This window comes from Streptomyces sp. NPDC003077, assembly GCF_040611095.1.
Classification (GTDB): Bacteria; Actinomycetota; Actinomycetes; order Streptomycetales; family Streptomycetaceae; genus Streptomyces.
The window spans coordinates 23,130-49,492 of the sequence record NZ_JBEXNM010000036.1; the positions used below are offsets into that span (position 1 = coordinate 23,130).

The 26,363-nt window shown below is 71.9% G+C and carries 26 protein-coding genes; 11 read left to right on the forward strand and 15 right to left on the reverse strand.

Annotated features, from left to right (window positions below):
* Positions 1-169: 169 nt before the first annotated feature.
* Complete coding sequence (locus tag ABZX96_RS22885; RefSeq protein ID WP_355547309.1) at positions 170-1,252, reverse strand: diacylglycerol kinase family protein; 1,083 nt, start codon at positions 1,250-1,252, stop codon at positions 170-172.
* Positions 1,253-1,334: 82 nt separating this feature from the next.
* Here ABZX96_RS22885 and ABZX96_RS22890 point away from each other — a divergent pair, with 82 nt between their 5' ends.
* Positions 1,335-1,814, forward strand: a complete 480-nt coding sequence (locus ABZX96_RS22890) for a hypothetical protein (RefSeq protein ID WP_355547312.1) — start codon at positions 1,335-1,337, stop codon at positions 1,812-1,814.
* 149 nt (positions 1,815-1,963) lie between these two features.
* Here the strand turns inward: ABZX96_RS22890 and ABZX96_RS22895 are convergent, their stop codons facing one another.
* The 4 genes from ABZX96_RS22895 to ABZX96_RS22910 form a co-directional block, all read right to left on the reverse strand.
* Positions 1,964-2,902, reverse strand: a complete 939-nt coding sequence (locus ABZX96_RS22895) for an RNA polymerase sigma factor SigF (RefSeq protein WP_355547453.1) — start codon at positions 2,900-2,902, stop codon at positions 1,964-1,966.
* A 43-nt stretch (positions 2,903-2,945) separates the two neighbouring features.
* Positions 2,946-3,359: an anti-sigma factor gene (locus tag ABZX96_RS22900; protein WP_003985353.1), complete on the reverse strand. Its 414-nt coding sequence runs from the start codon at positions 3,357-3,359 to the stop codon at positions 2,946-2,948.
* A 270-nt stretch (positions 3,360-3,629) separates the two neighbouring features.
* Positions 3,630-4,118 (reverse strand): GNAT family N-acetyltransferase, encoded by a 489-nt coding sequence (locus ABZX96_RS22905; protein ID WP_355547316.1) that lies wholly within the window; start codon positions 4,116-4,118, stop codon positions 3,630-3,632.
* Positions 4,119-4,234: 116 nt separating this feature from the next.
* Positions 4,235-4,495, reverse strand: coding sequence for a UBP-type zinc finger domain-containing protein (locus tag ABZX96_RS22910; RefSeq protein ID WP_355547318.1), 261 nt, complete (start codon positions 4,493-4,495; stop codon positions 4,235-4,237).
* Positions 4,496-4,578: 83 nt separating this feature from the next.
* Between ABZX96_RS22910 and ABZX96_RS22915 the strand changes: the two genes are divergently transcribed.
* On the forward strand, positions 4,579-6,177 hold the full coding sequence (locus ABZX96_RS22915) for a Na+/H+ antiporter (protein ID WP_355547321.1): 1,599 nt from the start codon (positions 4,579-4,581) through the stop codon (positions 6,175-6,177).
* A gap of 158 nt (positions 6,178-6,335) precedes the next feature.
* Here the strand turns inward: ABZX96_RS22915 and ABZX96_RS22920 are convergent, their stop codons facing one another.
* The 5 genes from ABZX96_RS22920 to corA all read right to left on the reverse strand — a co-directional run bounded on the left by ABZX96_RS22920 (position 6,336) and on the right by corA (position 12,930).
* On the reverse strand, positions 6,336-7,253 hold the full coding sequence (locus ABZX96_RS22920; protein WP_355547324.1) for a pyridoxal-phosphate dependent enzyme: 918 nt from the start codon (positions 7,251-7,253) through the stop codon (positions 6,336-6,338).
* A 255-nt stretch (positions 7,254-7,508) separates the two neighbouring features.
* Complete coding sequence (locus tag ABZX96_RS22925) at positions 7,509-8,099, reverse strand: N-acetylmuramoyl-L-alanine amidase (protein WP_355547327.1); 591 nt, start codon at positions 8,097-8,099, stop codon at positions 7,509-7,511.
* Between the two features lie 374 nt (positions 8,100-8,473).
* Positions 8,474-8,707, reverse strand: coding sequence for a hypothetical protein (locus ABZX96_RS22930; RefSeq protein WP_355547330.1), 234 nt, complete (start codon positions 8,705-8,707; stop codon positions 8,474-8,476).
* Between the two features lie 495 nt (positions 8,708-9,202).
* Positions 9,203-11,485, reverse strand: coding sequence for a heavy metal translocating P-type ATPase (locus ABZX96_RS22935; protein WP_355547333.1), 2,283 nt, complete (start codon positions 11,483-11,485; stop codon positions 9,203-9,205).
* A gap of 353 nt (positions 11,486-11,838) precedes the next feature.
* On the reverse strand, positions 11,839-12,930 hold the full coding sequence (corA, locus tag ABZX96_RS22940; protein WP_355547456.1) for a magnesium/cobalt transporter CorA: 1,092 nt from the start codon (positions 12,928-12,930) through the stop codon (positions 11,839-11,841).
* Between the two features lie 333 nt (positions 12,931-13,263).
* Here corA and ABZX96_RS22945 point away from each other — a divergent pair, with 333 nt between their 5' ends.
* From ABZX96_RS22945 to ABZX96_RS22965, 5 genes are all read left to right on the forward strand, one after another.
* Entirely contained in the window at positions 13,264-14,004 is a 741-nt protein-coding gene (locus tag ABZX96_RS22945; RefSeq protein ID WP_355547336.1) for an ANTAR domain-containing protein, read from the forward strand.
* A 5-nt stretch (positions 14,005-14,009) separates the two neighbouring features.
* Positions 14,010-14,774 carry a GAF and ANTAR domain-containing protein gene (locus tag ABZX96_RS22950; protein ID WP_355547338.1) on the forward strand — a complete coding sequence of 255 codons (765 nt, stop codon included), beginning with the start codon at positions 14,010-14,012 and terminating at the stop codon, positions 14,772-14,774.
* A 350-nt stretch (positions 14,775-15,124) separates the two neighbouring features.
* Entirely contained in the window at positions 15,125-15,664 is a 540-nt protein-coding gene (locus ABZX96_RS22955) for a GNAT family N-acetyltransferase (RefSeq protein WP_355547341.1), read from the forward strand.
* 135 nt (positions 15,665-15,799) lie between these two features.
* Positions 15,800-16,777: a LysR family transcriptional regulator gene (locus ABZX96_RS22960; RefSeq protein WP_355547344.1), complete on the forward strand. Its 978-nt coding sequence runs from the start codon at positions 15,800-15,802 to the stop codon at positions 16,775-16,777.
* A 308-nt stretch (positions 16,778-17,085) separates the two neighbouring features.
* On the forward strand, positions 17,086-18,027 hold the full coding sequence (locus tag ABZX96_RS22965) for an MBL fold metallo-hydrolase (protein WP_355547347.1): 942 nt from the start codon (positions 17,086-17,088) through the stop codon (positions 18,025-18,027).
* A gap of 115 nt (positions 18,028-18,142) precedes the next feature.
* Here the strand turns inward: ABZX96_RS22965 and sodN are convergent, their stop codons facing one another.
* Positions 18,143-18,538 (reverse strand): superoxide dismutase, Ni, encoded by a 396-nt coding sequence (sodN, locus tag ABZX96_RS22970; RefSeq protein ID WP_355547350.1) that lies wholly within the window; start codon positions 18,536-18,538, stop codon positions 18,143-18,145.
* Positions 18,539-18,721: 183 nt separating this feature from the next.
* On the opposite strand from sodN, the gene sodX reads away from it, so the two are divergent.
* On the forward strand, positions 18,722-19,186 hold the full coding sequence (sodX, locus tag ABZX96_RS22975) for a nickel-type superoxide dismutase maturation protease (RefSeq protein ID WP_355547459.1): 465 nt from the start codon (positions 18,722-18,724) through the stop codon (positions 19,184-19,186).
* Here sodX and ABZX96_RS22980 read toward each other — a convergent pair.
* Complete coding sequence (locus ABZX96_RS22980; protein WP_355547353.1) at positions 19,090-19,719, reverse strand: CGNR zinc finger domain-containing protein; 630 nt, start codon at positions 19,717-19,719, stop codon at positions 19,090-19,092. The genes sodX and ABZX96_RS22980 overlap by 97 nt on opposite strands.
* A 79-nt stretch (positions 19,720-19,798) precedes the next feature.
* Between ABZX96_RS22980 and ABZX96_RS22985 the strand changes: the two genes are divergently transcribed.
* On the forward strand, positions 19,799-20,560 hold the full coding sequence (locus tag ABZX96_RS22985; protein WP_355547356.1) for a class I SAM-dependent methyltransferase: 762 nt from the start codon (positions 19,799-19,801) through the stop codon (positions 20,558-20,560).
* A 155-nt stretch (positions 20,561-20,715) separates the two neighbouring features.
* Here ABZX96_RS22985 and ABZX96_RS22990 read toward each other — a convergent pair whose 3' ends face one another.
* The 3 genes from ABZX96_RS22990 to ABZX96_RS23000 all read right to left on the reverse strand — a co-directional run bounded on the left by ABZX96_RS22990 (position 20,716) and on the right by ABZX96_RS23000 (position 23,753).
* On the reverse strand, positions 20,716-21,468 hold the full coding sequence (locus ABZX96_RS22990; protein WP_355547462.1) for an amino acid ABC transporter ATP-binding protein: 753 nt from the start codon (positions 21,466-21,468) through the stop codon (positions 20,716-20,718).
* Positions 21,469-21,482: 14 nt separating this feature from the next.
* On the reverse strand, positions 21,483-22,430 hold the full coding sequence (locus tag ABZX96_RS22995; RefSeq protein ID WP_355547359.1) for an amino acid ABC transporter permease: 948 nt from the start codon (positions 22,428-22,430) through the stop codon (positions 21,483-21,485).
* Between the two features lie 360 nt (positions 22,431-22,790).
* On the reverse strand, positions 22,791-23,753 hold the full coding sequence (locus ABZX96_RS23000) for an ABC transporter substrate-binding protein (RefSeq protein ID WP_355547361.1): 963 nt from the start codon (positions 23,751-23,753) through the stop codon (positions 22,791-22,793).
* Positions 23,754-24,296: 543 nt separating this feature from the next.
* Between ABZX96_RS23000 and ABZX96_RS23005 the strand changes: the two genes are divergently transcribed.
* Both ABZX96_RS23005 and ABZX96_RS23010 read left to right on the forward strand, forming a co-directional pair.
* Positions 24,297-25,517, forward strand: a complete 1,221-nt coding sequence (locus tag ABZX96_RS23005) for an NADP-dependent malic enzyme (RefSeq protein ID WP_355547364.1) — start codon at positions 24,297-24,299, stop codon at positions 25,515-25,517.
* A gap of 121 nt (positions 25,518-25,638) precedes the next feature.
* Positions 25,639-26,238 (forward strand): hypothetical protein, encoded by a 600-nt coding sequence (locus ABZX96_RS23010; RefSeq protein ID WP_355547367.1) that lies wholly within the window; start codon positions 25,639-25,641, stop codon positions 26,236-26,238.
* The last annotated feature ends 125 nt before the right edge of the window (positions 26,239-26,363 follow it).

The window sequence follows — 26,363 nt, forward strand, 5'->3', positions numbered from 1 at the left end:
AGAGCGGCCGTCCCGATCGCCATGAAGAGACTCGCAAACCTCGGCGACGGATACAACCCCTTCCGGAAACTTTTTTTTGATTCCTTGGTGTCGCCTAGGTCACAGCCGTACTTCTAGGGGGTGGAACCCTGTCTAAACGTTCGACTGAAAGGACTTTAGCCCCTACTACTCACACAATCACACGCAGTGCACGGCGAACGCCTGTGAACGTCACGCTCGTACGGACCCCCAAGTGGTCCCCGTCCATCTGAAAGGGCAGCGGGGCTTCGGAATGCAGGGTGAAGTCCGTCAAGTCGTGAAGGGAAATGACGTGCTTTCCGTGCGGACCGCGCTCGGGCGTGGAGGTGAGCAACTGGGTTCCGTAACGGGTCACCGCCGGAGCGGAGAGCCGGGAGAGGGCGAACAGATCCAGGGCCGTGTCGAAGGATGCCTTGGGGGAGGGGTACAGGGGACGGTTCCCGAGATAGGTCCAGGGAGCGGTGTTGCCGATTATGGCCATCACGAGGTTTTCCGTACGGCTCTCGACGGCCGTCTCGGAGCCCGGGGCCGCGTCGGAGTCCGGGGCCGTGGGGCCGGGCCCGTCCGCGGTGGCCTCGGACGCCGGACCGGAGGCGGCATCGTCACCGGCCCCCGGCTCGGCCGGCCGCTCCAGGGTGATCGTGCCGTGCCGCCGGTTGGACTCACCCAGGAACTGCCGGAGCACCTGCCGCATGTACAGGCCGTGCGTGGAGCGTTTGCCGCGCCCGCGCTGCTGCTCCACCCGCCCCACCACCCCCGCGTCGAAACCGAACCCCGCGCAGAACGTGAACCAGCGCGACGGCACCCCCTCGTCCTCGGTGCCGGGCGTGCCGGAGGCCAGGCCCAGGCCGATGGTGCGCTCGCTGCCGTCGTGCAGCGCGGCCAGGAGGGCGCCGGTCGACTCGACGACGTCGTTGGGCAGCCCGAGCGCGCGGGCGAAGACGTTCGTGGAGCCCCCGGGGACGACGGCCAGCCGCGGCAGCGCCTCCGGGTCGGGCCCGTGCGTCAGGAGTCCGTTGACCACCTCGTTGACGGTCCCGTCGCCGCCGAGCGCGACGACCAGCTCGGTCTCACCGCTCTCGGCGGCCTGCCGGGCCAGGTCGCGGGCGTGTCCCCGGTACTGGGTCTCGGCCACGTCGAGCTTGAGGTCGCTGGCGAGCGCGTGGGCGAGGACGTCGCGCGTACGGGCACTGGTGGTGGTGGCTGCGGGATTGACCACGAGGAGTGCGCGCATGAGCAGCAGACTACCTACCTGCCGGTACCGCGCCGCTTCCTGTCCGCCCCTTGGTGTCGCCGGGCGGGGCTACCCTTCAAAGGTGAGCAGTAAGCAGAAGCGGCCCGCGGCCAAGGCGGCCCCGAAGGCCACGGAGCACAAGGACCGCACCGCACCGGCACCCGAGCCGACCGGGCCGCGCCCGGCCCGGCTGAGCGCCGCCGCGGTGCTGACCGCCGTCGAGGGAGTGGCGCTGGCGGCCCTCGGTATCTACATGCTGGTCGACGGCATCGCCGGGTCGCCGGACAGCCCGCGGCAGGCGTGGACGGGCGGGCTGACGGTGCTCGCGCTGGCGGTGCTGCCGCTGATAGCGGCGCGCGGGCTGTGGCTGCGCCGCCGCTGGAGCCGGGGCCCGTCCCTGATCACGCAGATCGTGGCGCTGCCGGTGGCGTGGACGCTGGTCAACGGCGGCGGGGCGCTGATCGCGGCCGGCGTCGGCGTGGCGGTGGCCGCCCTGGTGGTGCTCGTCCTGCTCGTCAATCCGACGTCCACCGAGGCGCTCGGCATCGGCCCGCGCACCTGAGTCCGGCGAGGCCGCCGCACGGCACGAGGGACGCCGCACATGGTGGAGGCCCGTGGGTGATCCCACGGGCCTCCACCATGCGTGCGGACGGGAAGCCGGTCCAGGGACGCGCGGGGCGCCGTGTCCCGGCCGGTGGCGGTGCCGCCGGCTCACTCCTCCGCGAGGAGCTTGTCGCGGAGCTGGGCGAGCGTGCGGGCCAGCAGCCGGGAGACGTGCATCTGGGAGATGCCGACCTCCTGCGCGATCTGCGACTGGGTCATGTTGCCGAAGAACCGCAGCAGCAGGATCTTCTTCTCGCGCGGCGGCAGGTCCTCCAGCAGCGGCTTGAGGGACTCGCGGTACTCGACGCCCTCCAGCGCCTCGTCCTCGGCGCCCAGGGTGTCGGCCACCGCGGGGGACTCGTCGTCGGTGTCCGGAACGTCCAGGGACAGCGTGCTGTACGCGTTCGCCGACTCCAGGCCCTCCAGCACCTCCTCCTCGGAGATCCCCAGGTGCTCGGCCAGCTCGTGGACGGTGGGAGCCCGTCCGTTGCGCTGGGAGAGCTCGGCGGTCGCCGTGGTCAGCGACAGCCGCAGCTCCTGGAGGCGGCGGGGAACGCGGACCGCCCACCCCTTGTCGCGGAAGTGCCGCTTGATCTCCCCGACCACCGTGGGCGTGGCGTACGTGGAGAACTCCACGCCCCGCTCGGGGTCGAACCGGTCCACGGACTTGATCAGGCCGATGGTGGCGACCTGGGTGAGGTCGTCCAGCGGCTCACCGCGGTTGCGGAACCGCCGGGCCAGGTGCTCGACCAGGGGGAGGTGCATGCGCACGAGCGTGTTGCGCAGCTCGGCGCGTTCCGCGGAGCCCTCGGGAAGGGCGCGCAGCTCGTAGAACATCGCCCGCGCGCCGCTCCGGTCGTGCGGGTCGTGCGGGGTGCGGGAGTGGTGCGGGGTGTACGGATCCTGTGGATCCCGCTTCTGCTCGCTCTGGTCCATGTGGTCCGCCCGCTCTGCCTGCTCCGCCACGTCCAGCCGGTCGTCGAGGTCGTCTGCGCCCACCGGATGCGGCCGGGCCTGCTGCTCGGGGATGGTCAGCCGGTGTGCCATCCGCGCGCCGCGTTCCAGATCCTTCACGGGGCCCCCTGTTCGGTCATGACGGTCCGGGACCGGCGCCGCGCTCCTTGTAAAGGCTGATGGTCACCGTACGGTCCTCGGCGACGGTGGAGTCGACCTTGCCGGCCAGCGCGGAGAGCACCGTCCAGGCGAAGGTGTCGCGCTCGGGGGCGCGCCCGTCGGTCGTGGGCGCCGATACGGTCACTTGCAACGCGTCGTCGATGAGACGGAAGACGCAACTCAGCACGCTGCCGGGCACGGCCTGTTGCAGCAGGATCGCGCACGCTTCGTCGACGGCGATGCGCAGATCCTCGATTTCGTCGAGGGTGAAGTCCAACCGGGCCGCGAGACCGGCCGTGGCCGTACGCAGCACCGACAGGTAGGCACCCGCGGCGGGCAGCCGGACTTCCACGAAGTCCTGGGTCCCGGGCTCGCCTGCGATCTGGGACACCCTCACCTCCAAGGTGGCACAAGCTGATTGAGCTGATATTCGCGCCGGTCGCGGAGCCTTCGAACGGGAAGACGCCGGGACCGGCACAGCACATGGTTCGCCTGCGACGCTATCGCGAATCTGCGGGGCGGTGTCGTCCGGCCGGAGCACGGCTGCCGACCGGGCACGACGATGGAGCTCGCAGTGTCCCGCAACCCCGCGACTGTCACTGATTGTAAGACTACGGGTACGGACAGTGGCTAGGGGTCTGCACCGCCAAATCGATTCCGGTTACGCTGCGTTGACGCGTGAGGAGTCCGCGAGGTCGCGCAGCGCACTTCCAGTGAGCCGGAAGACGGTCCATTCGTCCATGGGTTCCGCATTGATCGACTTGTAGAAGTTGATGCTCGGCTCGTTCCAATCCAGGACTGACCACTCGAAACGCTCGTAACCGCGCTCCACGCATATCTTGGCGAGCTCCGTCATCAGCGCCTTGCCGTGGCCGCCGCCGCGCGCCTCGGGGCGGACGTACAGGTCCTCCAGGTAGACACCGTGCGTGCCCGTCCACGTCGAGAAGTTGCGGAACCAGATGGCGAAGCCGACCGGGGTGCCCGCCTCCTCGGCTATGAGGGCGAAGGCCGCCGGGTGGGCGCCGAACAGCGCCTCGCGGAGCTGCTCCTGTGTGGCCTTCGCGGACTCCAGCGCGCGCTCGTACGCCGCCAGTTCGCGGATCATCGTGTGAATGGCGGGGACGTCGGCCGCCGTCGCGGTGCGGATCATGCCTGAAGGCTAGCGGCCACCACTGACAATCGGTCCCGTGGGACCGGCATCCCCCACGCATGGCGGAGCGCCGGAGCACGGGGGAGCGGGGCCCGTGAGCCCCCGGCACCTTGCGGTCAGACCACGCGCTGGTCCACGTAGCACCACCGCCAGCTCTCGCCCGGCTCGAAGGTGCGCATGACCGGATGGCCCGTCGTCTGGAAGTGCTCGGTGGCGTGCCGCCGCGGCGAGGAGTCGCAGCAGCCCACGTGGCCGCAGCTCAGGCACAGCCGGAGCTGGACGGGGTGGCTGCCGGCGGCCAGGCACTCGGGGCAGGTCTCGGTCAGGGGCGCCGGTTCGGGGTGGGGCAGCTCGGAAACGTGCGGGCACTCGCTCATGATTGCCAGGTTAGAAGGGGTGTCCGCCGGACACCTCATCGGAGCGCACGGGTGGCGCACGGAAGCGGAGACGGGGACGGCCGATGGACGCGATGCCACTGCTGGTACTGGTCGCGGGGAGCGCGGCGATCGCGGGGGTGGCACGGCGCACCCCGGTGCCGGCGCCCCTCCTGCTGGTGGCCGCGGGGCTGCTGGCCGGTGTGCTGCCCGGCGTGCCGGACTACACGCTCGACCCGCACATCGTGCTCCCTCTGGTGCTGCCGCCGCTGCTGCACACCGCCGCGCTGGAGAGCTCCTACCTGGACCTGCGGGCCAACGCGCGGCCGGTCCTCCTGCTGTCCGTCGGCTACGTGCTCTTCGCGACGCTCGCCGTCGGGTACGTGGCCTACCTGATCGTGCCCGGGCTGCCGCTGACGGCGGCGCTGGTGCTCGGCGCGGTGATCGCGCCGCCCGACGCGGTGGCCGCCACCGCCATTGCCCGCCGGCTCGGGCTGCCGCACCGCATCACGACGATTCTCCAGGGCGAGTCCCTGGTCAACGACGCCACCGCGATCACCGCGTACAAGGTGGCGCTGGCGGCGGCGGTGGGCGAGGGCGCCACGTGGGCGGGCGGCATCAAGGAGTTCGCGATCGCGGCCGTGGGCGGGATCGGCGTGGGCGTCGTCCTGATGGGGCCGCTGCACTGGCTGCGCCGCAAGCTGCGGGACTCCTCGCTGCTGGAGAACACGCTGTCGCTGCTCATCCCGTTCGTCGCGTACGCGGCGGCCGAGAAGCTCGGCGCGTCCGGCGTGCTGGCGGTCGTCGTGGTCGGCCTCTATCTGGGACACCGGTCCTGGCAGGTGGACTTCGACACCCGGCTCCAGGAGGCGGCCGTGTGGCGGATGGTGTCCTTCCTGCTGGAGTCGTCGGTCTTCGCGCTCATCGGGCTGCAACTCCCCGTCGTGCTGAGTGGGCTGGGGGAGGTCGGCGCGGCGCGGGCCGCCTGGTACGCGGGCGTGGTGTTCGCGGCGGTGGTGGTGGCACGGTTCGTGTGGGTCTTCCCCGCGACGTTCCTGCCGCGCGCCCTGTCCGCCCGCATTCGCACCCGCGAAACCGGGGTCGACTGGACGGCGCCGGTCATCGTCGGCTGGGCCGGGATGCGCGGCGTGGTCTCGCTGGCCATCGCCTTCTCCATCCCGTACACCGGGCTCGGCGGCGACTTCCCGGCCCGTGACCTCGTGCTCTTCCTGACGTTCACGACCGTGATCGGCACGCTCATCGTCCAGGGGCTGACGCTGCCCCCGCTGATCCGCGCGCTCAAGCTGCCCGGCCGCGACGAGCGGGCCGAGACGCTAGCCGAGGCGCAGGCCCAGAACGAGGCGTCGCAGGCCGCCGAGGCGCGGCTGACCGAACTGCTGGCGGACGAGCGCAACGCGCTCCCCGGCCCGCTGGCCGACCGGCTGCGCACCTTTATGGAGCGCCGCCGCAACGCCGTATGGGAGCGCCTGGGCACCGTCAACCAGGAGACGGGGGAGTCCGCGGACGAGACCTACCGGCGGCTGACGCGCGAGGTGATCGCCGTCGAGCGCCGCGAGTTCGTCCGGCTGCGGGACGAGCGGCGGATCGACGACGAGATGCTGCGGGCCCTCCTGCGGCGGCTGGACCTGGAGGAGGCGGCGGCGTACCGGGAGGGGGCGGGGTAGGGGAGCGCCCGCGCGGTCGTCCTCGCGGGCCGGCTCCGTACGCGTCCCATAGGGCTGAACGGGTGAATCGCGGGGCGCGGGGCGGGCGGCGGACGCGGTGGTCCCACAGGGTGTACGCGGGTCGGGTCGCGGTGGGAAAGTGCTGGTCAGCGGCCTGATTACGGGGTGCCGGTGATGACGGCGGCGACGGTCGTGCCGGGGGTGAAGGCGCCCTCGGCGGCCAGCGTGGTCAGCCCGAAGAGCATTTTGGCCACATAAAGCCGCTCAACGGGCAGACCGTGACGGTATTCAAAATCCTGTGCGAACGCGTCCAGTTCGGGCGTCCGGCGGCCGTATCCACCGCAGTGGAATCGGTCCTCCAGCCGCCAGTCGCCCCGGCGTTCCCCGAAGGCCGCCCGTTGCAGGCGCTCGACCTCCGCGTTGAGGAAGTGCGGTGCGCCGCCCTTGAGGACGGCGAAGCCCACAGCGCTCCGGCCGGGGCCCAGCCCGGCGGCGAGCCCGGCCAGCGTGCCGCCCGTCCCGCAGGCCACGGCCGCGACGTCGGCGGCGTCGCGCAGCTCCCGCCCCAGCTCGGCGCAGCCGCGCGCGGCCAGGGCGTTGCTGCCGCCCTCGGGTATGAGGTGGTGTGAGCCGAAACGGGCGGTCAGCTCGGCCAGCACCTCCGGGGCGTCCTTGCGCCGGTAGGTGGCGCGGTCCACGAAGTGCAGCCGCATCCCGTCCTCGGCGCAGCGCGCGAGGGACGGGTTCAGGGGCCGTCCGGCCAGCTCGTCCCCGCGGACCACCCCTATGGTGGCCAGGCCCAGGAGGCGGCCCGCGGCGGCGGTGGCCCGCAGGTGGTTGGAGTACGCGCCGCCGAAGGTCAGGAGCGTGCGGTCGCCGGCCTCGGCGGCGGCCCGCAGGTTGGGCGCCAGCTTGCGCCACTTGTTGCCGGGCAGGTCGGGGTGGATCAGGTCGTCCCGCTTGAGCAGCAGCCGCACGCCGTGCCGCGCGAACCGCTCGTCCGCGACCTCCTGGAGGGGGGAGGACAGGCGCGGCCGGAGGCCGTCGGGGGTGGGCGTGGTGTCGGTGCCGGTCACGGGTCCATTGTCGGGGGACGGGGTGGGCGGGGGACGGGTGAGGGGGCGCGGGGACCGTGGTCGGCGGCGTCCGGAGGAGCCCGCCGGTTCGCATGGGTACCGACGCACGCACGAAGCGATGCACGGACCGACGCGCGCGCGGATCGACAAACGCGCGGATCGACAAGCGCACCGACGCACGCACGGATCGACAAGCGCACCGACGCACGCACGGACGCGTCGGGGGCCGCGTCCGGGCGTCGTCGCCGGTGGCGGTTACTTCAGCCGGGCCTTGATGCGCTCCCGCATCTTGTCCATCGAGAAGCCCTTGGGATCGTCCTTGCCCTCCTGCCACTCGAAGTGGCCGATCACCGAGTGCTCGTTCCAGCCGTGCGCGCGGCACAGCGCCGCGCCGACCTTCTCGATGGCCTCCAGCTGGGCCTTGGGCCACGGGTCCTTGCCGTCGCCCTTGTTCTCGCACTCGAAGCCGTAGAAGTACTGGTTGCCGTCGGTGTTCGTCTCGTTGTGGCGGGGCAGCCGCTTGCCGGCGATCACGGCGCGCAGCACGTCGTCGTCGCCCATGCCCGCGTGGTTGACGCGGCCACCGCCGACCATGTGGACGGTGCCGTCCTTGGTGATCACGCCGTGGCAGAGCGGTCCCGGCAACTGCCGCGAGCCGTCGTAGCACAGCCGCACGGTCTGTTCGGACCCGGAGGTCGCGGTGTGGTGGATCACGACGCCGTGCACCGGGCCCCACGGGCCGTGGTGATCACGGTCGTGGTTGTGCCAGTCGCGGACTTCGACGACGTGCAGTCCCCCGTCCTTGAGCGTCTTGAGGATCTTCGCCGCGGACATGGGTGGGGCCATGACCGCCTCCGTTCGGTACGCGGCGGGCGCCGAACGCGCACCGCCTCCTGAGACGCCTTGTACTTGACCTTGGGGAGGACTGATCAACCGTTCGGAGAGGTGTGCGAGCGGTTTCGGCCATGGGGGAGTCGTTCGGACGCGGGATGACGAGGGCCGGTCACAGGACGACGCCAAGCGGGCGTCCTGCGGCATGAGCCGGTCGTCGGTTGTCGTCGCCCGTCGCCCGTCGCCCGTGGGTCGTGGGTCGGACGGGGGAGGCGTACGAGGGCCACCAGCCGACGGGCGCCCGCCACCAGCCGACAGGCGCCCGTCAGCGAGGACCGCTGAACGGACGCCTGTCGTCGAAGCCGAACGAACGCGTCGGATACCGGACGTCAGCCGCGCAGGAAGCCGTCCCCGTGCGTGGCGATGTGGGCCTCAAGGGCGGAGAGCGCGTTCTGCGTGGCCTCCGCCGAGCCGCTGCCGCGCCGCTCGGCGTAGTAGGCGGCGCCGAGCTTCTTCAGCAGGTCGTTGCCGGCCCGCTGCTGCTGCACCTCGTCGACCTTCTGCTTGCCCTGCGACAAAGCCTGTTGGGCCTGCTCCTTCGCGCGGTCCAGGAACCCTGCCATTGCTGCCTCCCAATAGAGGTCGGTGTCTCATCCCGGGGCGGTGTCGTCCCGGGGCGGCCAGTGACGCGCCGGACCGGCCGGCTCCGGCCGGGTCCGCCCGACCCGCCCGGTTCGTTGCCGGATCAGTCGATCACAACCCGCTCGTCCGTGGTCGTACCCGATCAGCCGGTGTCGTACGGATCAACGGCCGGGTGCGGTCGGTCGTTCCCGGCGGTACGGGAACACGCGGGGCGTACGGAAGGGCGGCACGCGCCCCCCATGCGGAGGCGGGGCTCCGTACGCCCGGCGGAGGCGCGAGCGGCGGACGGGGGGCCGTGGGGTGGACGCGGCGCGGGGACCCGTCACCCCGGCTCGTCCGCGTGCGCACGTTCCGCCCGCGCAACGTCCCTCGGCGAAGACGCCCGCGCGCAGTCCCGCCCCCGCCCACGGAAACGCCCCGGCCCCGACAGCGAGTGCTGCCGGGGCCGGGGCCGGGGGCGAAGCGGGGTTCGGGGATCAGCGCTGTCCGTCCGCCTGGGCCTTGAAGCGGCGCAGGCGGAGGCTGTTGCCGACCACGAAGACCGAGGAGAAGGCCATCGCGGCGCCCGCGATCATCGGGTTGAGCATCCCGGCCGCGGCGAGCGGCAGGGCGGCGACGTTGTAGCCAAAGGCCCAGAACAGGTTGCTCTTGATGGTGCCGAGCGTCTTGCGGGAGAGGCGGATGGCGTCCGCCGCGGCGCGCAGGTCGCCCCGGACGAGGGTGAGGTCACCGGCCTCGATGGCCGCGTCGGTGCCGGTGCCCATCGCGAGACCCAGGTCGGCCTGGGCGAGCGCCGCGGCGTCGTTGACGCCGTCGCCGACCATCGCGACCGAACGGCCCTCGGCCTGGAGCCGCTTGACGACGTCCACCTTGTCCTCGGGCATGACCTCCGCGATGACCTGGTCGATGCCGACCTCGGCGGCGACCGACTCGGCGACCGCCTTGTTGTCGCCGGTCAGCAGCACCGGGGTCAGGCCCAGCCCGCGCAGCCGGCGGATGGCCTCGGCGCTGGTCGGCTTGACCGCGTCGGACACCACCAGCACGGCGCGCGCCTCGCCGTCCCAGCCCACGGCGACCGCCGTGCGGCCCTCTGCCTCCGCCGCGGCCTTGGCCGCCGACAGCTCGGGCGTCAGGAACTGCGTCCAGTCGTTGAGCAGCTTTTCCCGGCCGACGAGGACGGCGTGGCCCTCGACGATGCCCTGGACGCCCAGGCCGGGGACGTTGGCGAAGTCCTCGGGGGTGGGCAGGGTGCCCGTGCGGGCCTCGGCGGCGCCCGCGATGGCGCGGGCGATGGGGTGCTCGGAGGAGTGCTCCAGCGCGCCGGCCAGGCGCAGCGCCTCGTCCTCGGTGACGCCGTCGGCGAGGTGGACGCCGGTGAGGGTCATGACGCCGGTGGTGACGGTGCCGGTCTTGTCCAGGACGATGGTGTCGACCTTGCGGGTGGACTCCAGGACCTCGGGGCCCTTGATGAGGATGCCGAGCTGGGCGCCGCGCCCGGTGCCGACCATCAGAGCGGTCGGCGTGGCCAGGCCCAGGGCGCACGGGCAGGCGATGATCAGTACGGCCACGGCGGCGGTGAAGGCGGCCACCGCCCCCTCGCCGGTGGCGAGCCAGTAGCCCAGCGTGCCGAGGGCGAGCGCGATGACGATCGGGACGAAGACCGCGGAGATCCTGTCGGCCAGCCGCTGGGCGGCGGCCTTGCCGTTCTGCGCGTCCTCCACCAGCTTCGCCATCCGGGCGAGCTGGGTGTCCGCGCCGATCCGGGTGGCCTCGACGACGATCCGGCCGCCGGCGTTGACGGTGGCGCCGGTGACGGAGTCCCCGGGGCCGACCTCGACCGGCACCGACTCACCGGTCAGCATGGACGCGTCCACGGCGGAGGAGCCCTCCACGACCGTGCCGTCCGTGGCGATCTTCTCGCCGGGCCGGACGACGAACCGGTCGCCGACCGCGAGCCGGTCGGTGGGGACGCGGACCTCGCGCCCGTCCCGCAGCACCGCCACGTCCTTGGCGCCGAGCTCCATCAGCGCCTTCAGGGCGGCGCCCGCCTTGCGCTTGGAACGGGCCTCGAAGTACCGCCCGGCCAGGATGAACGCGGTGACGCCGGCCGCCGCCTCCAGGTAGATGTTGCCGCTGCCGTCGCTGCGGGCGATGGTCAGCTCGAAGGGGTGGGTCATGCCGGGCATCCCGGCGTCCCCGAAGAACAGGGCCCACAGCGACCAGCCGAGTGCGGAGAGCGTGCCGATGGAGATCAGGGTGTCCATCGTGGCGGCGCCGTGCCGCAGGTTCGTCCACGCGGCCTTGTGGAACGGCCAGGCCGCGTACGCCACGACCGGCGCGGCCAGCGTCAGGGACAGCCACTGCCAGTTGCGGAACTGGAGCGCCGGGATCATCGCCATCAGGATGACCGGCACGGCGAGCACCACGGCGGTGATCAGCCGCTGCCGGAGGGCGGCGAGCGGGTCGGGGCCCGCCTCCCCGGCGTCCCCACCGGCCGGGGTGTCGTCCGTGGCCGGGGCGGGCGGCGGCGCGGGCAGCGCGGCCGTGTACCCGGTCTTCTCGACGGTGGCGATCAGGTCCGTGACCTCGACCTCGGCCCCGTCCGCCACCTCCACCTGGGCCTTCTCGGTGGCGTAGTTGACGGTGGCGGTGACGCCGTCCATCCGGTTGAGCTTCTTCTCGATGCGGGCCGCGCAGGAGGCGCAGGTCATCCCGCCGATCTCCAGCTCGACCCGACGCTCGCCGATCGCGGTGGTCATGGCTGCTCCTTCCGGTACGCGGGGGTGTTCACGTCCTCGACGTTATACCCCTAGGGGGTATCCGCACAACCTGATCGTGGGGTCTCCGTATTTCCGTAGGGGTGGGAGGGGGTGGTGGTCGGGTGCCGGGGGTGGCGTCCCCTTGCGGCTGTGGGACGGGTTCGTGCAGGTCAGAGGTGGGTGCACCGCAGCCGGCGGCGGCCCGTAAGGCGGACGGACGCGCCCGTGGGGGGCGGAAACGCCGACAGGTGCGCCCCGGTCCCCAGACCGGTGGACGCGCCCCCGCGACCCAGCCGCCCCCGGTACCCCCCGGGGGCACCCAGAGCCCGGGCCCGCGAAGGCACCCCTCAGCCCTAAAGCCACCCGTTCCGCCGGAAGCCCCGGTGCATCGCCCCGCACACCACCACGATCAGGATCATGACGAGCGGGTACCCGAAAACCCAGTGCTTCTCGGGCATGTACTGGAAATTCATGCCGTACACGCCGCACACCATCGTGGGCACGGCCAGGATCGCCACCCAGGCGCTGATCCGCCGCATCTGCTCGTTCTGCGCCACGGTCACCTGCGCCAGGTGGGCCTGGAGTATGGAGTTCAGCAGTTCGTCGAAGGCGGTGATCCGCTCGGTGACGCGCTCCAGGTGGTCGGCCACGTCCCGGAAGTACGTCTTGATGGCGGGGTCCACGAAGGCCAGGGACTGCGTGGAGAGGGTGCGCAGCGGACGCCCGAGCGGGGAGACCGCGCGCCGCAGCTCCAGCAGCTCCCGCTTGAGCTGGTAGATCCTGTTGGCGCCGGTGTCCCGGCCGGCCCCGCCGGCGAACACCTCGCTCTCGACGTCGTCGATGTCGTCCTGGACGGCGGCGATGACGTCCAGGTAGTCGTCCACCACCAGGTCCGCGATGGCGTGCAGGACGGCCGACGGGCCGAGCGCCAGTTGCTCGGGCACGGACTCCAGGTGCTCGCGGAGCGGACCGAGCGAGCCGTGCCCGCCGTGCCGGACGGTGATGACGAAGTCCGCGCCGGTGAAGACCATGATCTCGCCGGTGTCCACCACCTCGCTGGTCTCGGTCAGCCGGTCGTGCTCCACGTAGCGCACCGTCTTGAAGACGGTGAACAGCGAGTCGTCGTACCGTTCCAGCTTGGGCCGCTGATGGGCGTAGACAGCGTCTTCGACGGCGAGCGGGTGCAGGCCGAAGAGCTCGACGATCCCGGCGAACTCCTGCTCGGTGGGTTCGTGCAGCCCGATCCACACGAAGCCGCGCCCGCTCTCGCGCACCCGGCCGACGGCCTCCCGGGCGTCGTGGCCGCCGCCGCGCAGCACGCCGTCCTCGTACACGGCGCACCTGACGACCGCGGTGCCGAGCGGCGAGCGCGCCGGGTGACTGAGATCCACCGCGCGGTCGCGCTGCCGGGGCAGCCGCACCGCCTTGCGGAGGTTGCTGATCATCGACACGGGTGACTCCTCTGGACGGCTGCCTCGCCCAGTATGCCCGGGGGCCGTCCCGCGGCCTCGGCAGCCGCGCGCGCCTCTGGAGCCCCGGCCGCTCCGTGATGCTCGCGCTCCGGCCGCGTGGTGCCGCTCGGGCCCGTCCGCGCCCCCCGTCCCCGTCCGAGGCCCGGCCCGTCCCCGTCCGAGGCCCGGCCCGTCCCCGGTAAGGCGTCCTTCCCGCACCCGCCCGCGCGAGCCCGCGAAACGATCGCACAGGCAGGCGGACGCGTCGTAAACTGCTGCTCACCCAGCGTCCGTGATGAGCGAAGAACGAGAGACGAGACTCGGACCGTGGTCAGTGAGCCGATGGCCAGGCTGTTGCGCGCGCTGCATGCCGGGGGCGGCGGGGCGGAGCTGGCCACGCACTGCGCGGATGTCCTCGGTCTCGACGGCGTGGCGGTGTCCCTGGCGACGGAAGGGGGCAGCGCCGAGTTGGTGTTCAGCGTGGGGGAAGAGGCGTCGCGCTTCGAGGACCTCCAGTTCACCCTGGGCGAGGGGCCGGGGCCCGACGCGATGCGTTCGGGGCTGGCCGTCTTCGAGCCCGAGTGGGGGCGGCCGGGGATCTCGGCACGGTGGCCGCTGCTGGTGCCGGCGGCCGGGGACCTGCCCGTGCGGGCCGTGTTCTGCTTCCCCCTGAGCATCGGCGCGATCAAGGTGGGCGTTCTGACCGGTGTCCGGCTGCTCCCCGGCGGGCTGTCGGACACCGAGTGGAACGAAGGACGGCTGCTGGCGGAGACGCTGACCACTTTGCTGCTGAGCAGGGGCGCTCATGTCCCGTACTTCCCGAACGGCGGCAGCCCGGCCTCTTCGAAGGAACCCTGGGTGCTGCACCGCGCCGTGGTCCACCAGGCCACCGGCATGGTGAGCGTCCAGCTCGGGATCTCGCTGGCGGAGGCGCTGCTGCGGCTGAGGGCGTACGCGTACGGGGCCGACCGCCCCATCGGCGCCGTGGCGGAGGACGTGGTCGCCCGGCGCCTGCGTCTTGAGGACGACGGATACGGGCCGGGACTGGCCGATGGAGGAAAGGAATGAGCGACATGGCCCGAGAACAGCGTCTGGCCGCGGCCTTCGTGGAGGTGGCCGGCGGTCTCATCGACGACTTCGACGTCATCGAGTTCCTCCAGCGGTTGTCCGTGCGGTGCGCGGACCTGCTCGACGTCTCGGCGGTCGGCATCCTGCTGGCCGACGCGCACGGGCACCTCCAGACCATCGCCGCCTCCGACGAGAACACCCGGCTGCTGGAACTCTTCGCTCTCCAGAACGCCGAGGGCCCGTGCGCGGACTGCCACCACACCGGGCGGGCCAGGCTCGACATCGACCTGACCGACCCCGCCGTGACCGCCCAGTGGCCGGGCTTCGCCCGCCGGGCCCGGGACGCCGGCTTCGCGATGACGCACGCGATCCCGCTGCGGCTGCGCAGCACCGTCGTCGGCGCCATGAACCTGTTCACCGCCACCCCCTCGCCGCTGGACCGCGAGACGGCGGTGCTGGCCCAGGCGCTGGCGGACATCGCCACGGTGACGATCCTCCGTCAGCGCAGCATCGAGCAGAACCACATAGAGAAGATGCAACTGCAGAACGCGCTCACCTCGCGCATCATGATCGAACAGGCGAAGGGCGTGCTGGCCGAGCGGTGGCAGGTGTCGGTGGACGAGGCGTTCGGCATCCTGCGCGGGTACGCGCGCAGCCACCAGCTCCGGCTGGTGGACCTGGCGCGCCAGGTCATCGACGGCGAGGTCGACACCGATGCCGTGCTGCGGCACGCGCGTACCGGGCGCCGGCCGGGGGCGCCGAGGCGCTGAGCCGGGGGGAGGACCGGCGGGGGTGGTGGGCCGGGAGAGCGGCGGACGCGTCCCGGTCCGCCGCCTCCGGCTCGTCGGCCCCGGCCCACCGGACGGACCACGGACCACGGGCCGCGGACCACGGACCACGGGCCCCGGCGCCCCGTGAGCCTCACCCCTTCCACCCGAGCCGGACCACCCCACGCGTTCCGGCCGTTCGTCAGCCCGTGTTGCGGGGTCCGTGGGCCAGGGCCCCTCACCTCTGCGACTCTGTGATTCCTTGAGGCCCGTGTCCTCGCCCCGCGTCACCGCGAACCCGCGTTCCGCGTCTCCTTTTTCCTCGCTTTTTCTCGTTCCCGGGGAGGAACCGCATGGCAGAAGTGTTCCTACGGCGGCTGACCAGGTGGCAGGCCGAGGCCGAGCGCGAGGCCGTCGCCGACCTGTACGTCGAGGCGTACGGTGACCGCTCCGGCGAGTCCGGCGGCCGGGAGGGCTTCCTGTCACGGTTCGCCGAGCACATCCAGCGGCCCGGTTTCGAGATGGTCACCGCGGGCGATCCGGCGCTGGTCGGGTGCGGTTACGGGTTCCCCGCGGACCGCACCGACCCGTGGTGGCGGTCGCTGTGCGACGAGCCGCCCAGGGGCGCGGACCGGCTGTCGCCGTCCGGGCGGCTGTTCGTCGTCGCGGAGCTGATGGTGCGTCCCGCCTTCCGGCACGACCGGGTCGCCACCCGTCTCCAGCAGGCGCTGCTCGTCCGGGCGGGCAGCCCGACGGTGGTCACCGCGGTGGATTCGGCCAACGGGCCCGCGCGGGCGGCGTACCGCTCGTGGGGCTGGGCGCCGGTGGAACACGGCCACCAGGCCGACGGACTCCCCGTCTGGGAGGCCTGGAGCCGGACGCTTCCGCGCTGACGGAACCCCATGCTCTACGTGGCGTTTGCGAACGCTTACTGAGCGTGTCCATGTCATCCCGGTTGTCGCGTCCCGCAGGCGGAGGATGTGGTTCCGGATGCTTCCCGAGTCTGGTGTGACGTGCGGGGACGACTTATGCTCCGGCCCGTGGAGCTTGAGGTGAGGCACCTTCGGACGCTGTGCGCCATCGCTGACACCGGCAGCGTGCGCAAAGCGGCCCGGCAACTCGGCATGACCCAGCCGTCGCTGACGACGCAGCTCCGCCGCATCGAGAACGCCCTCGGGGGCCAGCTCTTCTTCCGGGGCCGCACCGGCAGCCGGCCCACCCCGCTGGGGCACGCGGTGCTGTGCCGGGCCCGGCCGATCGTGGCCGATATGCGTGCCCTGGTGGACGAGGTCTCCCTCGCGTCCGTACGGGCCCAGGGCGGCTCCCGGCTGCGCATCGGCAGCACCAGCAGCCGCGCCGTGCCCGGCTGGCTGCGCCGGCTGCGCGTCCGGTTACCGGACACGGACACCACCATCCGGATCGACGTGTCCGCCAACGCCCTGCTCCAGATGGTCGCCGTCGGACAGCTTGACGTGGCCTTCGTGCACGAGGTGGCGGGCGCGCCGCTGCGGGTGCCCGCCGGGCTCGTCGAACGGGAACTGCTCCCCGCGGAACCCCAGTTCGTCGCCCTGCCCGCGACCCACCCGGCCGCCGCGCGGCCCGTCGTGGACCTCGCCGACCTCGCCGCCGACCAGTGGATGGTGGACCCGTCCGTGGACGGCGAATGGTCCGGGCTGCGCCGGGTCTTCGCCGCCGCGGGCCTGGACCCGCGCGTGGTCCACGGCGACTACCTGACGGCCAGCGACCTGGTGGCCTCGGGCGAGGTCGTCACCCCCTGCCAGCCCACGTCCAGCCCCCGCCCCGGCATGGCCATCCGCCCCCTGCGCGGCGACCCGCTGACGGTGCGCCTGTTCCTCGCCCACCGTCCCGGCGGCCCCGACGCCGTCCCGGCGGACGTCCTCTTCGCCGACCTCACCACCTCGTACATGGAGGTGGCCTGGGCGAGCGCCGCCTACCGCCGCTGGCTCGTCCTCCACGAGAGCGCGCTGCCGGCACCGGCGGCGTAGGGGCGGGCGGGAGCTTTCGACGGCCTGGCGCCGGGACGGTGCTCGTCGAGCCGTACGAGCCCGGGGGCGGGGAGGGGACGAGCCCACCAGGAGGCACGAGCCCAGCCCCGGAAATGCCACCCCTCCCGGAATCCGCCCCTCCGGTCTGCGACGCGCACACCCCCCGCCAGAGCCGCCATCCCCCGAAACCACAAGAACCTGCCCCCCTTCCGCTTTCCCCCGGCGCGGACGACCCTGAAGGCAGGCGGACCGGCGCCCCTTTCCGCGCGTCCGCCCCATCCCCGTACGCCTCCATCGGGAGCTCCGTCATGGACGACCGCACGCCGAACGCCCCCACGACCACCGCCTCCCCCTCCGCGACCGCCCCGGCACACCCCCCGAAAGACGGCTGGTACGTCGACCGGCGCTGCACCAACTGCGACGTGGCCCGGCAATTCGCCCCCGAGCTGATCGCCGAGGTGGACGGCCGGTCCGAGATCGTGCGCGCTCCGCGCGACGCGGACGAGACCACGCGGCTGCACGCCGCCGCGTACGCCTGTCACACACGTTCCATCCGGCACACCGATCACCGGCTGGACCCCGCCCTCGACCCGTTCCCCCTCGCCCTGGACGAGACGGTTCTGCACTGCGGCCACAACTCCCCGCGCACCGCGGGCGCCAACTCCTACCTGCTGCGCCGCCCGTCCGGCCGCCTCATGATGATCGACACCCCGCGCTGGAGCGAGCACCTGGCCGCCCGGTACGAGGCGCTCGGCCCGGTGACCGACGTCCTGCTCACCCACCGGGACCACGCCGCGCACGGCCGGCGGTACGCCGACCGGTTCGGCGCCCGGCTGTGGATCCACGAAGGCGACCTGGAGGCCGCCCCCGAAGCGGACCGCGTGCTGCGCGGCACCGGGCCCGCCGAGATCGCCGAGGGGGTCGTGGCGCACCCGCTCCCCGGCCACACCCGGGGCAGCGTCCTGTACGTCGCCGACGAGCGGCACTGCTTCAGCGGCGACAGCTTCTACTGGTCCCGCACCACCGGGGACGTCGAGGTGGCCGAGAACGTCACCTGGTACTCCATCGAGGTACTGGCCGCCTCCCTGGCCCGCACCGTCCCCCGCCTGACCTTCTCCCGGCTCCTCCCGGGCCACGGCGACCGCGTCCACCTCCCGGCCCCCGAAATGGCCCGCCGCCTGCGCGCCCTGACGGACCGCACGGCCCGCCTGCGCCCCCGGCCGGTCGACTTCACGGCGCACCGCTGGTGACCCCCGCTCCCGCGCCCGTCCCCGCACACGACCGCGCCCGGCACCTGATGCGGTGCCGGGCGCGGGAAGCCTCGGTGCCCCGCCGCGGCGGCGGGAAACGGGGCCGGGGGCCGGGTCAGCCCTGCTTGGTCTCCCAGAAGATCTTGTCGATCTGGGCGATGTAGTCCAGGGCCTTCTGACCGGTGGCCGGGTCGTTGGACGCCTTGGCGGCGCTGAGCGCCTTCAGGGTGTCGTTGACCAGCTGGTGCAGCTCCGGGTACTTCTCGAAGTGCGGCGGCTTGAAGTAGTCGCTCCACAGCACCGAGACGTGGTGCTTGGCCAGCTCCGCACGCTGCTCCTTGATGACGACGGCGCGGGTGCGGTAGTCGGGGTCGTCGTTGCCCTGGTACTTCTCCTGGATGGCCTTGACCGACTCGGCCTCGATGCGGGCCTGGGCCGGGTCGTAGACACCGCAGGGAAGGTCGCAGTGAGCGCTGACCTTCACCTTGGGGGCGAACAGGCGGGAAAGCATGTTCAGTCCTTCCTCGTGATCGTCTTCTCACAGGCGAGATTACTCGGTGGACGCCGCCTTTTCGCGGGTGCCCCGGGGGTCTTAGGGCAAAAGTCCAGTGCCAGGCTGGGACTGGTGGAGGATGGGAACGGGGCCGGAACGACCCGGCGGACGGCCCGGGGCGTGGAGCGGGAGGTGTGCTGGATGCCGGAGCGGCTGGAGGAGCGCGGGCCGGAACAAGGGGAGGAGCACGAGCGGACGCGCGGCGGGCCGCTGCGCGCGTTCGGGCTCGCCGAGGTCTACAACCCGTCGATGGTGCCGACCCTGCGGCCCGGTGATCAGCTCGTGGTGCAGTACGGCGCGGTGGTCCGGCCGGGTGACGTGGTCGTCCTGCGGCACCCGTTCCGGCAGGACCTGCTGATCGTCAAGCGGGTGGTGGAGCGCCGTGACGGCGGCTGGTGGGTGCAGGGCGACAACCCGTACGTCGAGAACGACAGCCGGGAGTTCGGCACGGTGCCCGACGAGCTGGTGGTGGCCCGGGCGTGGGTGCGGCTGCGGTCGCCCCGGGGGGTTCAGCGCTCCCCGGCGGCGGTGCTGTCCTGGCTGGTCTCGGCGGTGCGGCCGGTGAGGGCCGACCGCTGGCTCTCCAGGCGCTTGCGCGCCCGGTAGGCGGCGACGTTGGCGCGGGTGGCGCAGCGGTCCGAGCAGTAGCGCCGGGAGCGGTTGGTCGAGGTGTCCAGGTAGGCGTTGCGGCACGGGCGGGCCTGGCAGATGCCGAGCCGGTCCACGCCGAGCTCCGTGAGGTGGAACGCCAGGCCCATGGAGGCGGTGGCGGCGTACCCGGCGGTGGCGCTGGCCGCGTGGTCGGCGATGTGCAGGTGCCACCGGGGGTTGCCGTGCTCGTCCCGGAACTCGTGCCCGGAGATCTGCGGGCTCACCGGGAACTCCGTCATCAGCGCGTTCAGGAGGTCCACGGCCCGCACCTCGTCCCCGGTGTCGGCCGCCTCGAAGACGGCGCGCAGCCGGGTGCGGACGGCCCGCAGCCGGGTGACGTCGCTGTCGGTGGCGCGCCGGGCGGCCTGCTGGGAGGGCCCGAACAGCTCGCGCACGGCCTCGACCGAGGTGAGCGTGTCGCCGCCGCGCTCGGGCTGCTCGGTGTTGACCAGCCGCACGGCATAGTCCGAGTAATAGGCCAGTTCCACTTGTAGTCCTTACGAGGGGCGGTCTAGGGTCGTAATGGTCGTTGTCGCTACGAGAGTATTACGGTCTGGAGGGGTCACGATGACCGAGTCCGTCGTGGGCACGGATTGGCAGGCGTGGCAGGACAGTTGGGACCGCCAGCAGGAGTGGTACCTGCCCGACCGCGAGGAGCGCTTCCGGGTGATGCTCGACATGGTCGAGGCGACCGTGGGCACCGCGCCCCGGGTGCTGGACCTGGCGTGCGGCACGGGCAGCATCACCGACCGGCTCTTCAAGCGGTTCCCCGGGGCCCGGAGCGTCGGCGTGGACCTCGATCCGGCGCTGCTGGCCATCGCGCAAGGGTACTTCGCGGACGACGACCGGGTGACCTTCGTCCGCGCGGACCTGAAGGACCCGGAGTGGACGAAGGCGCTGCCGCACACCTCCTACGACGCCGTGCTCACCGCCACCGCCCTCCACTGGCTGCACACCGACGACCTGCGCACGCTGTACGGGCAGGTCGCCGACCTGGTCCGGGACGGCGGCGTCTTCATGAACGCCGACCACATGCCGGACGAGACCACGCCCCGCATCAACGCCGCCGACCGGGCCCACCGGCACGCCCGCATGGACCGGGCCAAGGAGGCGGGCGCCCTCGACTGGGCGGCCTGGTGGGACCTGGCCGCCGCCGACCCGGTGCTGGCCGCCCCGACCGCCGAACGGTTCGCGATCTACGGCGAGCACGCGGACGGCGACACCCCCTCGGCCGCCTGGCACGCCGAGGCGCTGCGCACGGCCGGCTTCGGCGAGGCGCGCTCGGTGTGGCGGTCGCCGTCGGACGCGCTGGTGCTGGGCCTGAAGTAAGGGCGCGGGGGCGGGCCGGTGGGGCGGGAACGGGGTGCCGTTTCCGTGCCACCGGCCCGTTGCCGTGCGCGAGGGGACGGGCCCGAAGGGCAGGACCCGAAGGGCAGGGCCCGAAGGGGAGGACCGAAGGGGAGGACCGAAGGGGAAGGCTCCCCTCACAGCACCTTGGACAGGAACGCCTTCGTCCGCTCGTGCCGCGGCGTGGTGAGCACCTCGCGCGGGTGGCCGGACTCCACCACCACCCCGTCGTCCATGAAGACGACCGCGTCGCCGACCTCGCGGGCGAACCCCATCTCGTGCGTCACCACGATCATCGTCATGCCGTCGGCGGCCAGGTCCCGCATGACGTCCAGGACGTCGCCGACCAGCTCCGGGTCCAGGGCCGAGGTGGGCTCGTCGAAGAGCATCAGCTTCGGCTCCATGGCCAGCGCGCGGGCGATGGCCACCCGCTGCTGCTGGCCGCCGGAGAGCTGGGAGGGGTAGTTGCCGGACTTGCCGCCCAGCCCCACCCGGTCCAGCAGCTTCAGGGCGCGCTCCCGGGCGGCGGCCTTGGAGACGCCCTTGACCTGGACCGGCGCCTCCATGATGTTCTCCACCGCCGTCATGTGCGGGAAGAGGTTGAACCGCTGGAAGACCATGCCGATGTCCCGGCGCCGGGCCGCGACCTCGCGATCCCGCAGCTCGTACAGCCTGCCGTCCTTCTCGCGGTAGCCGACGAGGTCGCCGTCCACCGACAGCCGGCCCGCGTTGATCTTCTCCAGGTGGTTGATGCACCGCAGGAACGTCGACTTGCCGGAGCCGGACGGGCCGATCAGGCAGCAGACCTCCTTGGGTGCCACCTCCAGATCGATGCCCTTGAGGATGTGCGCGTTGCCGAAGGACTTGTGAACGGCCTCGGCCTTCACCATGGGGACGGCGGCGGTCATGCGGCACCTCCGGTCGTGGGACGGCCGGAGCCGGCGGACAGCTTCGCGCGCAGGCGCTGGAGCGGGGTGGTCGGCAACTGGCGGCTGGCGCCGCGCGCGTAGTACCGCTCCAGGTAGTACTGGCCGACGCTGAGCACGCTGGTGGCGATGAGGTACCAGGCGGCGGCCAGGATCAGCATCTCCACCACGACGCCGGAGTCCCGGCCCACGTTCTGCGCGGCTTGCAGCAGGTCGTAGTACTGGACGGCGATGACGAGGGAGGAGGTCTTGAGCATGTTGATGACCTCGTTGCCGGTCGGCGGCACGATCACCCGCATCGCCTGCGGCACCACGATCCGGCGCAGCGTCTTCCCGTGGCTCATGCCGAGCGCGTGCGCGGCCTCGGTCTGGCCCTCGTCCACGGCGTTCAGGCCCGCGCGGCAGATCTCCGCCATGTACGCGGCCTCGTTGAGCCCCAGGCCCAGCAGCGCGCACAGGAACGGGGTCATGAAGTCCGACCACTCGTCCTTGTAGATCGGCATGATGTCGATGTACTGGAAGACCAGCCCGAGGTTGAACCACAGGAAGAGCTGGACGTACACCGGCGTGCCCCGGAAGAACCAGATGTAGACCCACGCGATGGTCGAGGTCACCGGGTTCTTGGACTGCCGCATCACCGCCAGGACGACGCCCAGCACCACACCGATGATCATCGACAGCACGGTGATCAGCAGGGTGTTGCCCAGGCCCTTGAGGATGTCGGCGTTGAACAGGTAGTCCGGGATGGCGCCCCAGTTGACCTTGCCCGTGGCGAACGCCCGTATCAGCAGGGCCAGGACGCCGATGACGACGACCGCCGCGATCCAGCGCCCGTAGTGGCGTACGGGTATCGCCTTGATCGGCTCGGGCAGGGGTGGCGGGACGTCCTTGGGTGGGTCCGCCTGCTTGTCGATGTCCACTGACACGGTGTGGCCTTTCAGCGTTCGCGGAAGGTGGGTGGGGAGGGGCGGCGGGTGGCGGCTCCTCTGGGGTGGGGGTGCGGTGCGCGTTCGGAGCGAGGGGTGTGGTGCGCGTACACGGTGGTGCGGGCGGACGAGGGGCCGGCTGTGAGGGTGGCGGCCCGCCAGGAGCCCGCGCGGGCCCGGCACCGTCCGTCCGGGCCGGCGGATCACGCGCGGGATGAGAACGGACGGGATGAGAACGGGCGGGAACGAACGGGAGGAGGCTCGTTCGGGAACGGAACGATCGGGAACGGCCCCGGCGGGGGACGGCGAGGGATCCGATGCGGGTCCCCGGCCCCGGGTCCCCGGGCCGAATGACGCGGCTCAGCCGCCGCCGTTGAGCCGGGCCTCCGGTACCGCGGCGTCCTTGACGTCCCACTTCGCCAGGACCTTGGCGTACGCGCCGTTCTTGATCACGGCGTCCACGGCGGCCTTGATGGCGTCGCGCAACCGAGTGCGGTCCTTGGGGACGGCGATGCCGTACGGGGCGGCCTTGACGGGGGCTCCGCCGACCATCTCGAAGTCCTTGCCGCCGCCGGAGACCTTGACCGCGTACGCGGCGACCGGGTAGTCGCTGGAGACCGCGGCCACGCCGCCGGTCCGCAGCCGGGTCTGCGCCTCGGAGTCGTTGTCGAACGCCTCCATCGCGATCGGCTCCTCGCCGTTCTCCCGGCACTTCTTGTCCTGGTCCTTGGCCAGGTCGTGGGAGACGGTGCCGCGCTGCACGGCGATCTTCTTGCCGCACAGGGCTTCCCAGCCGTCGATGCCCTGGGTCTTGCCCTTCTGGGTGTAGAGGGAGACGCCGACGTCGAGGTAGTCGATGAAGTCGACGCCCTCGCCGATCTTCTTGCCGGTGGCGTCCAGGCCCTGCTGGCGTTCCTTGGTGTCCGTCATGGCCGACATGGCGAGGTCGTAGCGCTTGGACTTCAGGCCGCCCATGAGGGTGTCGAAGGTGGCGTTGTTGAAGTTCAGCTTGACGCCCAGTTCCTTGCCGAGCGCCTCGGCGAGGTCCGGGTCGATGCCCACGACCTTGCCGTCACTGCGGAATTCCACCGGCTTGTACGTGATGTCCGAGCCGACCTGGATCAGGCCCTTGTCCTGAATGTCCTTGGGGAGCAACTTGAACAGCGGGGCGCTGGTGTCGCGGTTCTTCTGCGCCTCGCGCCGCGCGATCGCCTCGTCCGTCTGGTCCCCGCACGCGCCGAGCAGCAGCGAGGCCACCACCACGGCCGCGGCGACCACGGCGGTCCGCGACCGGCCGCGTATCGGGGGGGTGCTAGCGGTCATGCTGATCCTCCTGCGGGTGTACGGAACGTTACGGGCAGGGGTCGGGCACACGCCTTCGGGCTCGCGACCTCGGTTGGTGACGGAATCTTGCCATCGGGGATCCGGTATCCGGACTGCTTGTCAGGTCAAAATCGCATAACGGACGAGAGGGCGGGGCAGCGATTCCTTATTCCCCCTGGGCGCACGGATTATCAGCCGTCTCACCGCGGCCGAAAACCCACGTTTGAGATCTCAGAATCCGGACAACCGGGGAGGACTCGTTGATCGTTATGGGTATTTCGCCGCACTTGTTGTCACTCGACACCGATGCGGGAGCCTCTTTGGTGACCTATCTGACTCGTCCAGGGGTGCGCCCGTCCGGTAGAAAGTTCGTTACACCCCTCATCCGGGGCTCAGGGCGCGCGTGCGGCACGCCCGGCGTCCGTACCTCCCCCCGCGCGACGGCCATCCGGCGCGCAGGGCGCGGACGCGGTGCCCGCCCACTCCCTCAACCAGGGAGTGGCCACCCTCAACTTGTCAGACGAAAAAGGGGTTGAACAACAAGTGGCAGCGGAGATCGTCAATCCTCGCAGCGACAGCAATACCGGCACGGACTCCGGCCAGGAAGCGGAATACTTCGATCCGGCCTTCGCCCTCCACCGTGGCGGCAAGATGGCCGTCCAGGCGACGGTGCCGGTGCGGGACAAGGACGACCTGTCCCTCGCCTACACGCCGGGCGTCGCGAAGGTGTGCAGCGCCATCGCCGAACAGCCCGAGCTGGTGCACGACTACACATGGAAGTCCCAGGTGGTCGCCGTCGTGACGGACGGCACCGCGGTGCTGGGCCTGGGCGACATCGGCCCGGAGGCCTCCCTCCCCGTGATGGAGGGCAAGGCCATCCTCTTCAAGCAGTTCGGCGGCGTGGACGCGGTGCCCATCGCGCTCGCCACCACGGACGCCGACGAGATCGTGGACACCGTCGTCCGGCTGGCGCCCTCCTTCGGCGGCGTCAACCTGGAGGACATCTCCGCGCCCCGGTGCTTCGAGATCGAGCGCAAGCTCCAGGAGCGGCTGGACATCCCGATCTTCCACGACGACCAGCACGGCACCGCCGTGGTCACCCTCGCCGCCCTGCGCAACGCGGCCAAACTCACCGACCGGTCGCTGGGCCAGCTCCGCGCGGTGATCTCCGGCGCGGGCGCCGCGGGTGTCGCCATCGCCAAGATCCTGGTCGAGGCGGGCATCGGTGACGTGGCGGTCTGCGACCGCAAGGGCGTGGTCTCCGCGGACCGCGAGGACCTCACCGACGTCAAGCGCGAACTGGCCGGTTACACCAACAAGGGCGGTCTCACCGGCTCGCTGGAGTCGGCGCTCTCCGGCGCCGACGTCTTCATCGGCGTCTCCGGCGGCACGGTGCCGGAGGAGGCGGTGGCCACCATGGCGAAGGACGCGATGATCTTCGCCATGGCCAACCCGAACCCGGAGATCCACCCGGACGTCGCCCACAAGTACGCGGCCGTCGTCGCCACCGGCCGCAGCGACTTCCCGAACCAGATCAACAACGTGCTGGCCTTCCCGGGCATCTTCGCCGGCGCCCTCCAGGTCCGCGCCTCCCGCATCACCGAGGGCATGAAGCTCGCCGCCGCCGAGGCGCTGGCGGCCGTCGTCGCCGACGAGCTCAGCGCCGACTGCGTCATCCCCTCGCCCTTCGACGAGCGCGTCGCCCCGGCGGTCACCGCCGCCGTCGCCGCCGCCGCCCGCGCGGAGGGCGTGGCCCGGCGCTGACCGCCTTGCCGACGAGAACGGGTCCGCACGTGGGGATGCGGGCCCGTTTTTCGTGGGCGGTGGGGCGGAGGCAGGTGAGGACCATGCACGGCCTGAGAAGGGGCGCGAGAGGATGCCGGCCATGAAGATGCGCGCTGTTCTCGTCTGCTCGATGACCGCCGCGGTCGTGGCGCTGGGCGCGACCGGCTGCGGGAAGCCGAGCGGCGACGAATCGTTCGAGAACGTCGACCCGAAGTCCGGCCCCACGGCTTCGGCGAAGGCGTCCGCGTCGGCGGAGGCATCCGTGACGGCGTCCGCGTCGGCGAAGGCATCTGTGAAGGCATCCCCGTCGGCGGACCCGGACCCCGTGGACCCGGAAGTCCCCAACTACTACGACAACAACCGGCACAAGTGGCCGCGGGACATGACCCCCGAGGACGGCGCGGCGGCGCAGCGGATCGCGGACGCGCTCAAGCCCCGGCTGGAACAGTTCCGCGCGCGAGGCAAGATCAGCCCCGAAGAGATACGGCCGGTCCTCGAACAGGCCGCCGGCGGGTACCGCGTGGTGGCCGGCGACCTCCTGGTCGGCGCGGCGAACAAGAAGGTCCGCGGCACGGATTACGGGATCTGGGTCGGCAAGACGGGCTGTGTGACCGGCGCGGTGAACCGGGACCGGGTGTGGGCCGAGGTGAACGGCCGCTATCCGGAGCATGGTTGCCTGACGCCGCCGGTGGGGCACTGAGACCGTAAGTGGCCTGTTCCACCCCCATGGGGCAGCAAGCGTCGCCGGAGGTCGTGGGCCTGCGGAAGTGGAGCCAGGTGGCCTGGGGCAGACCGGGAGCCTGGCTCGGCGCATGTCCGGGCGCG

What these genes read in the sequence shown, in the direction of transcription:
- ABZX96_RS22885 (WP_355547309.1), bottom strand. Translation starts at nt 1,252, where the DNA reads ATGCGCGCACTCCTCGTGGTCAATCCCGCAGCCACCACCACCAGTGCC.
- ABZX96_RS22895 (WP_355547453.1), bottom strand. Translation starts at nt 2,902, where the DNA reads ATGGCACACCGGCTGACCATCCCCGAGCAGCAGGCCCGGCCGCATCCG.
- ABZX96_RS22905 (WP_355547316.1), bottom strand. Translation starts at nt 4,118, where the DNA reads ATGATCCGCACCGCGACGGCGGCCGACGTCCCCGCCATTCACACGATG.
- ABZX96_RS22910 (WP_355547318.1), bottom strand. Translation starts at nt 4,495, where the DNA reads ATGAGCGAGTGCCCGCACGTTTCCGAGCTGCCCCACCCCGAACCGGCG.
- ABZX96_RS22915 (WP_355547321.1), top strand. Translation starts at nt 4,579, where the DNA reads ATGGACGCGATGCCACTGCTGGTACTGGTCGCGGGGAGCGCGGCGATC.
- ABZX96_RS22925 (WP_355547327.1), bottom strand. Translation starts at nt 8,099, where the DNA reads ATGGCCCCACCCATGTCCGCGGCGAAGATCCTCAAGACGCTCAAGGAC.
- ABZX96_RS22930 (WP_355547330.1), bottom strand. Translation starts at nt 8,707, where the DNA reads ATGGCAGGGTTCCTGGACCGCGCGAAGGAGCAGGCCCAACAGGCTTTG.
- ABZX96_RS22935 (WP_355547333.1), bottom strand. Translation starts at nt 11,485, where the DNA reads ATGACCACCGCGATCGGCGAGCGTCGGGTCGAGCTGGAGATCGGCGGG.
- corA (WP_355547456.1), bottom strand. Translation starts at nt 12,930, where the DNA reads ATGATCAGCAACCTCCGCAAGGCGGTGCGGCTGCCCCGGCAGCGCGAC.
- ABZX96_RS22950 (WP_355547338.1), top strand. Translation starts at nt 14,010, where the DNA reads ATGGCCCGAGAACAGCGTCTGGCCGCGGCCTTCGTGGAGGTGGCCGGC.
- ABZX96_RS22955 (WP_355547341.1), top strand. Translation starts at nt 15,125, where the DNA reads ATGGCAGAAGTGTTCCTACGGCGGCTGACCAGGTGGCAGGCCGAGGCC.
- ABZX96_RS22960 (WP_355547344.1), top strand. Translation starts at nt 15,800, where the DNA reads ATGCTCCGGCCCGTGGAGCTTGAGGTGAGGCACCTTCGGACGCTGTGC.
- ABZX96_RS22965 (WP_355547347.1), top strand. Translation starts at nt 17,086, where the DNA reads ATGGACGACCGCACGCCGAACGCCCCCACGACCACCGCCTCCCCCTCC.
- sodN (WP_355547350.1), bottom strand. Translation starts at nt 18,538, where the DNA reads ATGCTTTCCCGCCTGTTCGCCCCCAAGGTGAAGGTCAGCGCTCACTGC.
- sodX (WP_355547459.1), top strand. Translation starts at nt 18,722, where the DNA reads ATGCCGGAGCGGCTGGAGGAGCGCGGGCCGGAACAAGGGGAGGAGCAC.
- ABZX96_RS22985 (WP_355547356.1), top strand. Translation starts at nt 19,799, where the DNA reads ATGACCGAGTCCGTCGTGGGCACGGATTGGCAGGCGTGGCAGGACAGT.
- ABZX96_RS22990 (WP_355547462.1), bottom strand. Translation starts at nt 21,468, where the DNA reads ATGGTGAAGGCCGAGGCCGTTCACAAGTCCTTCGGCAACGCGCACATC.
- ABZX96_RS23000 (WP_355547361.1), bottom strand. Translation starts at nt 23,753, where the DNA reads ATGACCGCTAGCACCCCCCCGATACGCGGCCGGTCGCGGACCGCCGTG.
- ABZX96_RS23010 (WP_355547367.1), top strand. Translation starts at nt 25,639, where the DNA reads ATGAAGATGCGCGCTGTTCTCGTCTGCTCGATGACCGCCGCGGTCGTG.